Source organism: Streptomyces minutiscleroticus (assembly GCF_014650875.1).
GTDB lineage: Bacteria > Actinomycetota > Actinomycetes > Streptomycetales > Streptomycetaceae > Streptomyces > Streptomyces minutiscleroticus.
Window position 1 is genome coordinate 44,969 of record NZ_BMVU01000019.1, and the last position, 11,901, is coordinate 56,869.

General features: G+C 71.0%; 12 protein-coding genes. 6 read left to right on the forward strand and 6 right to left on the reverse strand.

Going from position 1 to position 11,901, the window contains the following annotated elements; all coding sequences use genetic code 11:
* Positions 1-487: 487 nt before the first annotated feature.
* Positions 488-1,891 (forward strand): globin domain-containing protein, encoded by a 1,404-nt coding sequence (locus tag IE271_RS19670; RefSeq protein ID WP_190191668.1) that lies wholly within the window; start codon positions 488-490, stop codon positions 1,889-1,891.
* Positions 1,892-1,908: 17 nt separating this feature from the next.
* Here IE271_RS19670 and IE271_RS19675 read toward each other — a convergent pair whose 3' ends face one another.
* The 5 genes from IE271_RS19675 to IE271_RS19695 all read right to left on the reverse strand — a co-directional run bounded on the left by IE271_RS19675 (position 1,909) and on the right by IE271_RS19695 (position 5,584).
* Positions 1,909-2,391, reverse strand: a complete 483-nt coding sequence (locus tag IE271_RS19675) for an NUDIX domain-containing protein (protein WP_190191669.1) — start codon at positions 2,389-2,391, stop codon at positions 1,909-1,911.
* A 47-nt stretch (positions 2,392-2,438) separates the two neighbouring features.
* A complete protein-coding gene (locus IE271_RS19680; protein ID WP_190191670.1) occupies positions 2,439-3,341 on the reverse strand; it encodes a LysR family transcriptional regulator in 903 nt (300 codons plus the stop codon).
* 218 nt (positions 3,342-3,559) lie between these two features.
* The gene (locus IE271_RS19685) at positions 3,560-4,705 is read right to left on the reverse strand and encodes a cystathionine gamma-lyase (RefSeq protein ID WP_190191671.1); all 1,146 of its coding nucleotides are present in this window, start codon (positions 4,703-4,705) and stop codon (positions 3,560-3,562) included.
* On the reverse strand, positions 4,702-5,196 hold the full coding sequence (locus IE271_RS19690; protein ID WP_190191672.1) for a low molecular weight protein-tyrosine-phosphatase: 495 nt from the start codon (positions 5,194-5,196) through the stop codon (positions 4,702-4,704). Before IE271_RS19690 ends, IE271_RS19685 begins: the two co-directional genes overlap by 4 nt.
* 10 nt (positions 5,197-5,206) lie before the next feature.
* Positions 5,207-5,584 (reverse strand): phage holin family protein, encoded by a 378-nt coding sequence (locus tag IE271_RS19695; RefSeq protein ID WP_190191673.1) that lies wholly within the window; start codon positions 5,582-5,584, stop codon positions 5,207-5,209.
* A gap of 58 nt (positions 5,585-5,642) precedes the next feature.
* Between IE271_RS19695 and IE271_RS19700 the strand changes: the two genes are divergently transcribed.
* From IE271_RS19700 to IE271_RS19715, 4 genes are all read left to right on the forward strand, one after another.
* A complete protein-coding gene (locus IE271_RS19700; protein WP_190191674.1) occupies positions 5,643-5,960 on the forward strand; it encodes a cupin domain-containing protein in 318 nt (105 codons plus the stop codon).
* A gap of 146 nt (positions 5,961-6,106) precedes the next feature.
* Positions 6,107-6,319 carry a DUF5326 family protein gene (locus IE271_RS19705; RefSeq protein WP_190191675.1) on the forward strand — a complete coding sequence of 71 codons (213 nt, stop codon included), beginning with the start codon at positions 6,107-6,109 and terminating at the stop codon, positions 6,317-6,319.
* A 286-nt stretch (positions 6,320-6,605) separates the two neighbouring features.
* Entirely contained in the window at positions 6,606-7,343 is a 738-nt protein-coding gene (locus tag IE271_RS19710) for an IclR family transcriptional regulator (RefSeq protein WP_229919446.1), read from the forward strand.
* Between the two features lie 99 nt (positions 7,344-7,442).
* Positions 7,443-7,886, forward strand: a complete 444-nt coding sequence (locus IE271_RS19715; RefSeq protein ID WP_190191676.1) for an SsgA family sporulation/cell division regulator — start codon at positions 7,443-7,445, stop codon at positions 7,884-7,886.
* 310 nt (positions 7,887-8,196) lie between these two features.
* Here IE271_RS19715 and IE271_RS19720 read toward each other — a convergent pair whose 3' ends face one another.
* Positions 8,197-9,855 (reverse strand): YibE/F family protein, encoded by a 1,659-nt coding sequence (locus tag IE271_RS19720; protein WP_190191677.1) that lies wholly within the window; start codon positions 9,853-9,855, stop codon positions 8,197-8,199.
* A 220-nt stretch (positions 9,856-10,075) separates the two neighbouring features.
* On the opposite strand from IE271_RS19720, the gene thiC reads away from it, so the two are divergent.
* Entirely contained in the window at positions 10,076-11,872 is a 1,797-nt protein-coding gene (thiC, locus tag IE271_RS19725) for a phosphomethylpyrimidine synthase ThiC (RefSeq protein ID WP_229919440.1), read from the forward strand.
* Positions 11,873-11,901 lie beyond the last annotated feature (29 nt).

The following is an 11,901-nucleotide window of genomic DNA, read 5'->3' on the forward strand; positions in this document are numbered from 1 at the left end:
GAATGGCGCACTTCCGCCGGGACGGGAAGCGCAGGGCGCCTGTGAATTCGTGAGGCGAACTCGGTAATTGAATAAGCGAAAGTGCAACTCTCGCCCACTCCGTGAAAGGGAAGCGATCTCGGCAACCGGGCTGAGGGTGGCGGGGGCTTCGAGGAGTGTGTGCCTGTTGTGGACCCGGGGTCTCCGGTCCGTGGACAGACGCGGGGGAATGCAGCCTAACCGGGCGCAGAGATCGAAGACCCGGCTTTTCGGTTACGCCGTCGTAGCACCAGCGGGGCATGGGATGCTGCCAGGGCGATAGTGCAGCCAATGCCACCTTCGCGCCTTGTTTGCCCATAGGGGCGAGCATTCCGGGACGGAATGGATCCGATGTGGTCCGGGCGAAGGGCGAACGGGGAAAGCGAACCACTCACGGGGGGAAATCAGACGCCTTCCTGCCGGGGAAGTGCGAGAAAACGACCGACGAAGCTTCGAGGCGAGGCAACCTATGGACGCTCCGACCACCGCGTCGGCCGACAGCGGTTCTTCGGGGGGCGGCGAGGACAACGGATGGTTCACGCCGCACAGGCAGCCGGAGCCGTCTCAGGACGGCGCGAGGGAGACCAGGGAAGGCAATCGTCTGGCGGGGATGCGTCCCGTGGGCCGCCCCGCCGCCGGCCTTTCCACGACGGGCGGCGGCAGTGCCGTGGAGGAACAGCGGCACGCCCGGCCGGCCCACCTGATGCTGCCGCCGGGGTACGCGCCGGTGGACAGGCCCGTGCCCCCGGCCCCGGAGGCATCCCCCGACGCGATCCTGGTCCGTCGCACGCTGGCCGAGGTCGGCCCGGTGGCCGACAAGGCCACCTCGTACTTCTACGCGCTGCTCTTCGTGCGCCACCCGGAGCTGCGCGCCCTGTTCCCCGCGGCGATGGACACCCAGCGGGACCGGCTGTTCAAGGCCCTGCTGACCGCCGCCGAGCACATCGACGACACCGAGGTCCTGGTCGCGTACCTGCGCAATCTGGGCCGGGGGCACCGCAAGTACGGCACCCGGGCCGAGCACTACCCGGCCGTCGGCGAGTGCCTGCTCGGCGCGCTGAGCCGGTTCGCCGGGGAGACCTGGGACGCGACGGTCGAGGCGGCCTGGGTCCGGACCTACACGGCCCTCTCCCAGATCATGATCGACGCGGCCGCCGAGGACGAGCGGCGGGCCCCCGCCTGGTGGCACGCCGAGATCGTCGCGCACGAGCTCAGGACGTCGGACATCGCGGTCATCACCGTCCGCCCGGACCAGCCGTACCCGTTCCTCGCGGGCCAGTACACGACTCTGGAGACGCCCTGGTGGCCGCGGGTCTGGCGGCACTACTCCTTCGCCTCCTCACCCCGCTCCGACGGACTGCTGTCGTTCCACGTGAAGGCGGTGCCGGCCGGCTGGGTCTCCAACGCGCTGGTGCACCGGGCCCGCCGGGGCGACGTCGTCCGTCTCGGCCCTCCGGCCGGTTCCATGACCGTGGACCACACCAGCGACAGCGGGCTGCTCTGCCTGGGCGGCGGCACCGGCATCGCGCCGATCAAGGCCCTGGTCGAGGACGTCGCCGAACACGGCGACCGGCGCCGGGTCGAGGTCTTCTACGGCGCCCGCACCGGCCACGACCTGTACGACATCGACACCATGCTGCGGATGCAGCAGAGCCATCCCTGGCTGGAGGTGCGGCCCGTCGTCGACCAGCAGGCGCACCTCCAACTCCCCGACGCGGTGCGCGAGTACGGGCCCTGGTACGAGTACGACGCCTATCTCTCCGGACCGCCCGGCATGATCCGCAGCGGCGTGGACGCCCTGGTGGACAACGGCATCCCCTCGGAACGCATCCGCCACGACGCGGTCGACGAAGTCGTCGCGGCCGGGCAGTGACGCGCGGGCGGCGCGGCTCAGCCCAGGTCGGGGGCGTGCATGGCCCGGACGCCCTCGATGTTGCCGTCGAGGTAGTGGCGCAGCGACAGCGGCACGAGGTGCACGGAGGCGATCCCGACCCGGGTGAACGGCACCCGTACGATCTCGTACTCGCCGCACGGCTCCTCCACCTCGGGGCCGTGCCGCAGGGACGTGTCCATGGACTCCAGCCGGCAGACGAAGAAGTGCTGCACCTTCACCCCGGTCGCGCCGCCGTCCTCGCCGATGTGCTCGACGGTGTCCACGAAGCAGGGCACGACATCGGTGATCTTGGCGCCGAGCTCCTCGTGCACCTCACGGTGGAGGGCGTCGACGACGGTCGTGTCCTCCGGCTCGACGCCTCCGCCGGGGGTGACCCAGTAGGGATCGACCCCGGGCTTCGTCCGCTTGATCAGGACGAGGTCGTCGCCGTCCAGGAGGACGGCGCGGGCGGTGCGCTTGACCACGGGTCGGTCGGTCATGGGTGAAATGTGGCCCGGCTGGTTCCACGTGAAACATGCCGATCCGCTCAGCTCCAGTCCGCCGCGGCGTGCAGCAGCCACTCATGCGCCCGGGCGATGTGCGGCATGGCGAGCGTCCCGGTGCGCACCGCCAGGAAATACGTCCGCAGCGGCGGAACCGGGGGGTCGAGCAGGGCCACGACGTCCCCGCGGTCGAGGGCCGCTGCACACAGATAGCGCGGGAGTACCGCCAGTCCCGCGCCCTTGACGGCGCAGGCGAGGACGGCGCGCAGATCAGGGACGACGACGGTGCCCGAGGCGGCCGGACGGGCGTCGAAGACGGCCGCCCAGTAGCGCGAGACCAGCGGCAGCGACTCGTGCACCTCCACCAGGGGCAGGTTCTCGAGGACGAGGGCGTCCTTGTGGCACACGGTGCCCGTGCCGATGCGGGTCGTCCAGCAGGGGGCGGCGACCAGGACGTGCTCCTCGTCGCAGAGCGGAGTCGCCGTGAGCAGCGCGCCGCGCGGGCGGACCGTGCTGATGGCCAGATCGTGGTGCCCGGCGGACAGCCCCTCCAAGGTCTCCTCGGCGTTTCCGAAGGAGGCGCGCAGGGCGAAGCCGTGGTGGTCGCCGATCAGCTCGGTGAGGGCCGGCAGCGCACGCTCGGCGGTGAACTCGGGCGGTCCGGCGAGGTGCAGGGTCCGTAAGGAGGAGTCGTCGTCGAGCCCGCTCTCGGCGATCTCCACCAGGGCGTCCAGGTGGGGCGCGGCCTTGTGAGCGAGTTCGTCGCCGATGGACGTGGGCGTCACGCCGCGTGCCTGGCGCAGGAAGAGCGGCCGCCCCAGCTGCCGCTCCAGGGTGCGGATCTGCGAGGTGACGGCCGGCTGGGAGAGCCCGAGCAGCGCCGCGGCCCGGGTGAAGGAACCGGCCCGGTGCACCGTCACGAACGTGCGCAGCAAGGCCAGATCCATGGTGCTCCTCCCCTCCCCAGCACCCCCCGAACCCGCCCAACTATAAATAAGTCGATAGGGACCTGTCGCTACGGTGATTGGACACTGACACAGAGTCAACTAGCCTTGTTCGCGCGGTTCTTCGCGCGCAGAACCGGGGACGGTCCGAGCCACGAGGGGGGAGGCTCGGACCGTCCGTTGTGCGTAGCCGGCCGATCGGCCGGGCAGCCGGAACGTCGTCAGTCCGCCGACACGTCGAGCGCGCGCAGCACGTCCGCCACGAGGTCCTCGGGGTCCTCGGCGCCGACCGAGAAGCGGACGAAGCCCTCTGGCACCGCGTCCCCGCCCCAGCGGCCGCGCCGCTCGGCCGTGGACCGCACCCCGCCGAAGCTCGTCGCGTCGTCGACCAGACGCAACTCCTCCAGGAACCGGTCCGCGCGCTCGCGCGAGGGCAGCGTGAAGGAGACGACGGACCCGAAGCGCCGCATCTGCTGGGAGGCGATCTTGTACGAGGGGTCGTCGGGCAGGCCCGGGTAGCGCAGTCCGGTCACCTCGGGGCGCTCCCGCAGCGCCTCGGCGAGCACGAGCGCGTTGGCGTTCTGCCGGTCGACGCGCAGCTGGAGCGTGGCGATGGAGCGGTGGGCGAGCCAGGCCTCCATCGGCCCGGGGATCGCTCCGACGATCTTGCGCCAACGCCGCACGGCGGCCATCGCGGCCTCGTCGGCGCCCACGACGTAACCGAGCAGGACGTCCCCGTGCCCGGTCAGCTGCTTGGTGCCGCTGGCCACGGCGAAGTCGGCGCCCAGCTCCAGCGGGCGCTGGCCCAGCGCCGTCGCCAGGGTGTTGTCCACGGCGACGAGGGCGCCGCGCGCGTGGGCGGCCTCGGCGAGCCGGCGTACGTCGCACACGTCGAGACCGGGGTTGGAGGGCGTCTCGATCCACAGCAGCTTCGCGCCGTCCAGCACGTCGAGCTGGGCGTCCCCGCCGGTCGGCGCGGTGCGCACCTCGATGCCGTACGCCTGAAGCTGCTCGCGCACGAGCGGCAGGGCCTGGTAGCCGTCGTCCGGCAGGACCACCGCGTCGCCGGCGCGCAGCTGCGAGAAGAGGACGGCGGAGATGGCGGCCATGCCGGAGGCGAAGACCAGCGTCGTGACGTCGTCGCGCCCCGGCGCCTCCAGCTCCCCGACGGCCCGTTCCAGCAGCGTCCAGGTCGGGTTCTCGTCCCGGCCGTAGGTGTACGGACCGGTGGGATCGCCCGGCAGGTGGAAGTGGGCCGCGAAGACGGGACCCGGAAGGGTCGGCTCGTACTTGACGGGCTCGGGCAGCCCGGCGCGCACCGCGCGTGTGCCCTCGCCGGTCCCCCTGGTGAACTCCCCGGAAGTCATGCCGCCTGTTCCTCCACTTGCTCCTGGATCGCGGCGAGCAGGCCCTCGCTCGCCGCCTCCACCATCTCAAGACATTCCTCGAAGCCGTCGGCGCCCCCGTAGTAAGGGTCGGGGACGTCGAGGTCGGCGGGGTCGGCCGCGGGGTCGTACGACCGCAGCAGGCGCACCTTGCGGGCGTCCTCCTCGGTGGGGGCGAGCCGGCGCAGCTCGCGCAGGTGGCCGGCGTCCAGCGCGACGACGAGGTCGAGCCGGGAGAACCACTCGGGCCGGAACCGCCGAGCGGTGTGGCCGCAGGCGTAGCCGTTGGCCTCCAGGACGGCGGCGGTGCGCGGGTCGGCGCCCTCGCCCTCGTGCCAGCCGTCGGTGCCCGCGCTGTCGACCTCCACCAGGCCGTCGAGGGGGCCGTCGGCGATCCGGGCGCGCAGGACGGCCTCGGCCATCGGGGAGCGGCAGATGTTGCCGGTGCAGACGAAGCAGACGCGATAGGACATGGCGGGCCGCTCAGTCCTCGTCCGGCAGGACGACGTTCAGCGCCCAGGAGACGACCGAGACGATCAGACCGCCCACGACGGCGGTCCAGAAGCCCTCCACGTGGAAGCTCAGGTCCAGCACGCCGGCCAGCCACGAGGTGAGCAGCAGCATCAGCGCGTTGACCACCAGGGTGACCAGGCCGAGCGTGAGGACGAACAGCGGGAAGGTGAGGACCTGCACCACCGGCTTGACGACGGAGTTCACCAGGCCGAAGAGCAGCGCGACGATCAGCAGCGTGCCGGCCTTCCGGCCGGTGCTGTCGCCGGTCAGCGTGATCCTGTCCAGCAGCCACACGGCGACGGCCAGCGCCCCCGCGTTGGCGATCGTCTTGACTACGAAATTCTTCATGTGTCTGATCGTCGCAGAAGAGCGACGGGCTACGAGGCACAGCGAGGGCGGGCAGGGCATGAAGGCATTCCGGCTGGACGAACTGGAGGCGGAGCGAGCCGCCAACGACGGCGCCTACCTGCAGTTCCTGCGCGAGAGGAACATGTCCGTGGGCCTGTACGCGCTCGACGCGGGGGCACAGGACCCGCAGCAGCCGCACGGCCAGGACGAGGTGTACTTCGTGGTCAGCGGCCGTGCCGCGATCACGGTCGGCATGGAGACGACCCAGGTGGCGCGCGGCAGCGTCGTGTACGTGCCCGCGGGCGTGGCCCACAAGTTCCACCACATCAGCGAGGACCTGCGGGTCCTGGTGGTCTTCTCCCCGCCGGAGGGCTGAGGCGGGACCCGGCGTTCCCTAGGGGATCGATCAGGGGAGGACAAGGGGCGCGAGATGCCCGCCCGGGGGCCCGGCGGCCCTAGCATCGACGGCAGGACAACAGGCACCCGGGCGAGGGCCGCGGGCGGGAAGGCAAGGACGAGGCGATGCGGGAGATCTTCGCGGGTATGCCGTGGTGGGTGAAGTGGGTCGCGGTGCCGGTCATCGCCCTGGTCGTGTTCGGGGGCCTGATAGCGAGCGTCCTGCACTTCGTCATCGGCCTGCTCTTCAAGCTGCTGGTCTTCGTCGCGCTGGTGGGCGGACTGATCTACGTCGTGCGGAAGTTCAAGGCGGGATCGGCGTCGAGGAGCGACTGGTAGGAGCGGTTTCGGGGGCTCCGGGGCGGCGCGTTTACCCCGCGTCCTCACCAGCAAGCACAGTTTCCCTCACGTGAGCGAAGTTTCCGTCACGGATGGTATGTGGGCCGTCGCGGACCGTTAAAGTCCGGAATCCGACGCGGGGTTGGTCCCCGTGAGCGGTGCGCAGTTCTCGCCCGCGCCGTCCGTACGGGCGAGCCCCCACGTGCTCCGGGAGTCCCCTTTGGCCACCGTCGACACCTCTTCGGCAGTACCGCAGGACCCGTCCGGGCGGCCACCCCCGACGACCCTGATCGGTTCCGTGCAGCGTGCCGTACGGCTGCTGGAGGCGATCGCGGGGCATCCCTACGGCGCGCCCGCCAAACAGCTCGCCCGCGAGACGCGACTCGCGCTGCCCACCGCCTACCATCTGCTGCGGACGCTGACCCACGAGGGATACCTGCGCCGCGAGAGCGGTCTGTTCTTCCTCGGTGAGGCGGTCGAGCGGCTCGGCGGGAGCGCCGCCGAGCAGAAACGTCGCAGCACGATCGTCGGTCTGCTCGCCGACTGGCACGAGCGGCTCGGTGCCCCGGTCTACTTCGCCGTCTACCTGGAGGGCGAGATCGAGGTCAAATGCGTCTCCGACAGCCCGGGCAACCCGGCCGTCGAGGAGTGGGCCGACTTCCGTGAGACCGGGCACGCCCACGCGGTCGGGCAGTGTCTGCTGTCCCAGCTCGACGACGAGGCGCGCCGCGACCACCTCGACCGGTATCCCGTCCGGTCGGTCACCCCGTACACCGTCCGTGACGCCGAAGCCCTCTGGCGGCGCTTCGAGCGGGCGGAGGACGGCGAGCCGGTGATCGAGCGGCAGGAGTACGCGCTGGGGACGGCGTGCGCCGCGGTCCCCCTCACCACGGCCGACGCCACTGCGGCCGTGGCCATCTCGCTTCCGGTTCACCAGGCCGGAAGGCTGCTGCCCGCGGCGCGGCAGCTGCGTGCGGAGGCGGAGAGGCGGCTCGGACCGCTCGCCGTCTCTATCAGCATCTGAAAAATCACTCCTTGTGATCTGGTGTGTACGTTCAGCAATATGCATGGAGTGTCGGTGGGATGTTCACGACCACTCGACGGGCGAACGGCGGGGCATGTGATGCACGAGTCGGTAGTACAGGCAGAGGTCATGATGAGCTTCCTCGTGTCCGAGGAGCTCGCTTTTCGCATCCCGGTGGAACTGCGCTATGAGACACGGGACCCCTACGCCGTGCGGCTCACGTTCCATCTGCCCGGGGACGAGCCGGTGACCTGGGCCTTCGGACGAGAGCTGTTGATCGACGGAGTCGGGCGGCCCAGCGGGGACGGCGACGTCCGCATCGCGCCCGCCGAACCAGGAGAGATCGGCGGCGACGTGATGATCCGCCTCCAGGTCGGCAGTGAGCAGGCGCTGTTCCGCTGCGGTACGGCGCCGCTCGTGGCCTTCCTCGACCGCACCGACAAGCTGGTGCCGCTCGGCCAGGAGCGCGCCCTCGCCGGCTTCGAGTCGCACCTCGACGAGGCGCTGGACCGCATCCTCGCGGAGGAGCAGAGCGCGGGCTGACCGCCTGCCGGTACGGACGCCGCACCCTTCTGCCGGGACGACGGCTGCCGCCGGGGACGACGGCTGCCGCGCACTCCACCGGGGTCTGCGGCCTACGTCCCCCGGCGCACCGCGGACCTGCGGCACCACGGACTGCCGCGCCGTCGCGCGGGGCCGGCCGGTTACCGCGACCCGGAGGGCGCGGCATGGGCAGGCCGCAAACTCGGCTGCTGAGCCTGCGGAGCCGGTGCCCGCGTTCCCGCGGCCCTCGGTCCCGAGGGCTCACGGCGGCGGGCGGCGCGGGCGGAACGCTTCAGCGTCCGGGGGCGCCTCAGCGCTTGCGGCGGCGGCCCCGTCCTCCCCGGGCGGCGGCCCCGCCGACCGCGCCGCCGCCACCGGTCGCGGCACCTGCGGCACCTGCGGCACCTGCGGCACCTGCGGCGCCCGCGGCGCCCGGCGCCGACGGCCGGTCCGCCGAGACCACCAGGGCCGCGAGGGCGGTGGTGACCGGCACCGAGGCGACCAGGCCGATCGACCCGATGAGCGTGCGCACGATCTCCTCGGCGACCAGCTCGCTGTTGGCGACCGTCCCCACGCTGCTCTGCGCGATCGAGAAGAGCAGCAGCAGGGGCAGCGCGGCACCGGCGTAGGCGAGGACCAGCGTGTTGACGACGGACGCGATGTGGTCGCGGCCGATGCGGATGCCTGCCCGGTAGAGTCCGCGCCGGCTCATCGTCGGATCGGCCTGGTGCAGCTCCCAGACCGCCGAGGTCTGCGTGACCGTCACGTCGTCCAGTACGCCGAGCGAGCCGATGATGACGCCGGCGAGCAGCAGACCGCTCATGTCGATGGCCGGGTAGAGACCGTGGATCAGACCGGTGTTGTCGTCGGTGTTGCCGGTGAGCGCGGCCCAGCCGATGAACAACGAGCCGAGCAGCCCGATCAGCAGCAGCGAGATCAGCGTGCCGAGCACCGCCACCGACGTACGGGCCGTGAGCCCGTGGCAGGTGTACAGCGCGATCAGCATGATGGCGCTCGCCCCCACCACCGCGACTACCAGCGGGTTCGACCCCTGCAGAATCGCGGGCAGGATGAAGAGGGTCAGCACCAGGAAGCTGACGGCCAGCGCGATGAGCGCCATCACCCCGCGCATCCGGCCCACGACGACCACGGCGAGCGCGAAGACACCGGCGAGCAGCGCCAGAGGGAACTTCCGGTCCACGTCGGCGACCGAGTACTGCAGCTCCTCGGGGGCGTCCGGCGCGTACGCGACGATCACCTTCTGGTCCTGGTGCAGCTGGCGCGAGGAGTCGGGCTGCACGATCTCGGTGAACGTCCGGCCCTTGTCGTCGCCGGTGTCCACCCGGATCGTCGCCTTCTTGCAGGTACCGGACGCCTGTTGCTGCGCCGACGAGCCCTCCGCGGTGGAGGTGTCGCCGCTCGGGGTGTCGCCCGAGGCGTTCACGGACTTGCAGTCCACCGCGTCGATCCTCGTCACGGTCGCCTGCTGGGTCTGCCGGTCGAAACCGACGCCGGTCCGTTCGTGCGACGGGGCGCCGCCCGGCCACAGCACCGCGAGCCCCACGACGACCGCCGCGGCGAACGGGATCAACACCGCCGCGATGACCTTGCGCAGATGGCGGGAGACGGGGGCGGCCGGGCCGTGACTGTGCGAGTGGCCGTGTCCGCCGCCGGGCCCATGTCCGCCGGAGCCATGTCCGCCGGAGCCATGTCCGCCGGAGCCGTGCCCGCCGGAGCCGTGCCCGCCTGGTCCGTGCCCGCCTGGTCCGTGGCCGTGCCCGCCCTGACCGCCGCCACCGCCCCATCCCTGACCTCGGCCGGTGCCGCCGCCGTGCCCGTTCCACGGGCCGCGTCCGTCACCCTGTCCGTCTCCGCCCCGTCCGTGGCCGCCGTGGCCGCCGTGGCCGCCGGCGCCGTGGCCGTGCGGCGGTTCGGACGGCGGGAACGGAGGCTGATGCGTTGTGGTCACCGCCCGATCATCGCAAGAACGGAGGGGGCCCTCTGTTCACCGCGCCAATTGTGACGCTAGCGTGGAGTCACGTTTGTACACGCGGGAGCTCGGAGCACCGGGCTGAGAGGGCGCTGACCTCTGTCCCAGCGATGTTTCACGTGGAACATCGACGGACGGAAAACGCTGCGTCGACCGCCGAACCTGTTACCGGGTAATGCCGGCGTAGGGAGTAGGTCTCATGACCATCGAGGACGCACGCACGCCTGCCTCCGACCAGGACGACCGGCTCGGGGAGCCGTCCCAGGAGGCCGGGAGGTCCATCGGCTGGCACAAGGCGTATGTCGGGGGTTCGCGCCCCGACCTGCGGGTGCCGGTCCGTCAGGTGCATCTCACCAACGGGCGGTCGGTCACTCTGTACGACACCTCCGGCCCGTACACCGATCCGGCCGTCGACACCGATGTGCGCAGGGGCCTGCCGCCGCTGCGCGAGAACTGGATCATCGCCCGCGGCGACACCGAGGAGTACGCGGGACGCCCCGTCCGCCCCGAGGACGACGGGATCAAGCACACCTCTCCCCGCGGAGGGCTGCGGAACCTCGACGCGGTCTTCCCGGGACGGCCCAGGCAGCCACGCCGGGGACGTGGCGGTGCCGCCGTCACCCAGCTCGCGTACGCCCGACGCGGCGAGATCACACCGGAGATGGAGTTCGTCGCCGTTCGCGAGAACGTCGACCCCGAGGTCGTCCGCGAGGAGATCGCCGCCGGACGCGCGGTGCTGCCCGCGAACGTCAACCACCCCGAGATCGAGCCGATGATCATCGGCAAGCGGTTCCTGGTGAAGGTCAACGCCAACATCGGCAATTCCGCGGTCACCTCCTCCATCGAGGAGGAGGTCGAGAAGATGACCTGGGCGACCCGCTGGGGTGCCGACACGGTCATGGACCTGTCCACCGGCCGCAACATCCACACGACCCGCGAGTGGGTGCTGCGCAACTCCCCCGTCCCCATCGGCACGGTCCCGCTCTACCAGGCGCTGGAGAAGGTCGACGGCAAGGCCGAGGAGCTGACCTGGGAGATCTACAAGGACACGGTCATCGAGCAGGCCGAACAGGGCGTGGACTACATGACGGTCCACGCGGGTGTGCGCCTGCCGTACGTACCGCTGACCGCGAACCGCAAGACCGGCATCGTCTCGCGCGGCGGCTCGATCATGGCCGCCTGGTGCCTGGCGCACCACAAGGAGAGCTTCCTCTACGAGAACTTCGAGGAGCTGTGCGAGATCCTCGCCGCGTACGACGTCACGTACTCGCTCGGCGACGGCCTGCGGCCCGGCTCCATCGCCGATGCCAACGACGAGGCGCAGTTCGCCGAGTTGCGCACGCTCGGGGAACTCAACGCGATCGCCAAGCGTTTCCACGTACAGACCATGATCGAGGGCCCGGGCCACGTCCCGATGCACAAGATCAAGGAGAACATCGACCTTCAGCAGGAGATCTGCGATGAAGCTCCGTTCTATACGCTCGGCCCGCTGACGACCGACGTCGCGCCGGCGTACGACCACATCACCTCGGGCATCGGTGCCGCGATGATCGCGTGGTGGGGCACGGCCATGCTCTGCTACGTCACGCCCAAGGAGCACTTGGGCCTGCCCAACCGTGACGACGTCAAGACGGGCGTCATCACCTACAAGATCGCGGCCCATGCGGCGGACCTCGCCAAGGGACACCCGGGCGCACAGGAGTGGGACGACGCGCTGTCGGACGCCCGCTTCGAGTTCCGCTGGGAGGACCAGTTCAACCTGGCCCTCGACCCCGACACGGCACGGGAGTTCCACGACGAGACGCTCCCGGCCGAGCCGGCCAAGACCGCCCACTTCTGCTCGATGTGCGGGCCGAAGTTCTGCTCGATGAAGATCTCGCAGGACATCCGGCGCGAGCACGGCGGGACGAAGGCGGAGATCGAGGAGGGCATGGCCCGGAAGTCGGAGGAGTTCGCGGCGGCGGGCAACCGCGTGTATCTGCCGATCGCCGACTGACGCGGACGGGCATCCGGCGGCTCCGTCCC

Coding starts and splice junctions, on each gene's coding strand:
- IE271_RS19670 (WP_190191668.1), top strand. CDS start 488: ATGGACGCTCCGACCACCGCGTCGGCCGACAGCGGTTCTTCGGGGGGC.
- IE271_RS19675 (WP_190191669.1), bottom strand. CDS start 2,391: ATGACCGACCGACCCGTGGTCAAGCGCACCGCCCGCGCCGTCCTCCTG.
- IE271_RS19680 (WP_190191670.1), bottom strand. CDS start 3,341: ATGGATCTGGCCTTGCTGCGCACGTTCGTGACGGTGCACCGGGCCGGT.
- IE271_RS19685 (WP_190191671.1), bottom strand. CDS start 4,705: ATGACTTCCGGGGAGTTCACCAGGGGGACCGGCGAGGGCACACGCGCG.
- IE271_RS19690 (WP_190191672.1), bottom strand. CDS start 5,196: ATGTCCTATCGCGTCTGCTTCGTCTGCACCGGCAACATCTGCCGCTCC.
- IE271_RS19695 (WP_190191673.1), bottom strand. CDS start 5,584: ATGAAGAATTTCGTAGTCAAGACGATCGCCAACGCGGGGGCGCTGGCC.
- IE271_RS19700 (WP_190191674.1), top strand. CDS start 5,643: ATGAAGGCATTCCGGCTGGACGAACTGGAGGCGGAGCGAGCCGCCAAC.
- IE271_RS19705 (WP_190191675.1), top strand. CDS start 6,107: ATGCGGGAGATCTTCGCGGGTATGCCGTGGTGGGTGAAGTGGGTCGCG.
- IE271_RS19715 (WP_190191676.1), top strand. CDS start 7,443: ATGCACGAGTCGGTAGTACAGGCAGAGGTCATGATGAGCTTCCTCGTG.
- thiC (WP_229919440.1), top strand. CDS start 10,076: ATGACCATCGAGGACGCACGCACGCCTGCCTCCGACCAGGACGACCGG.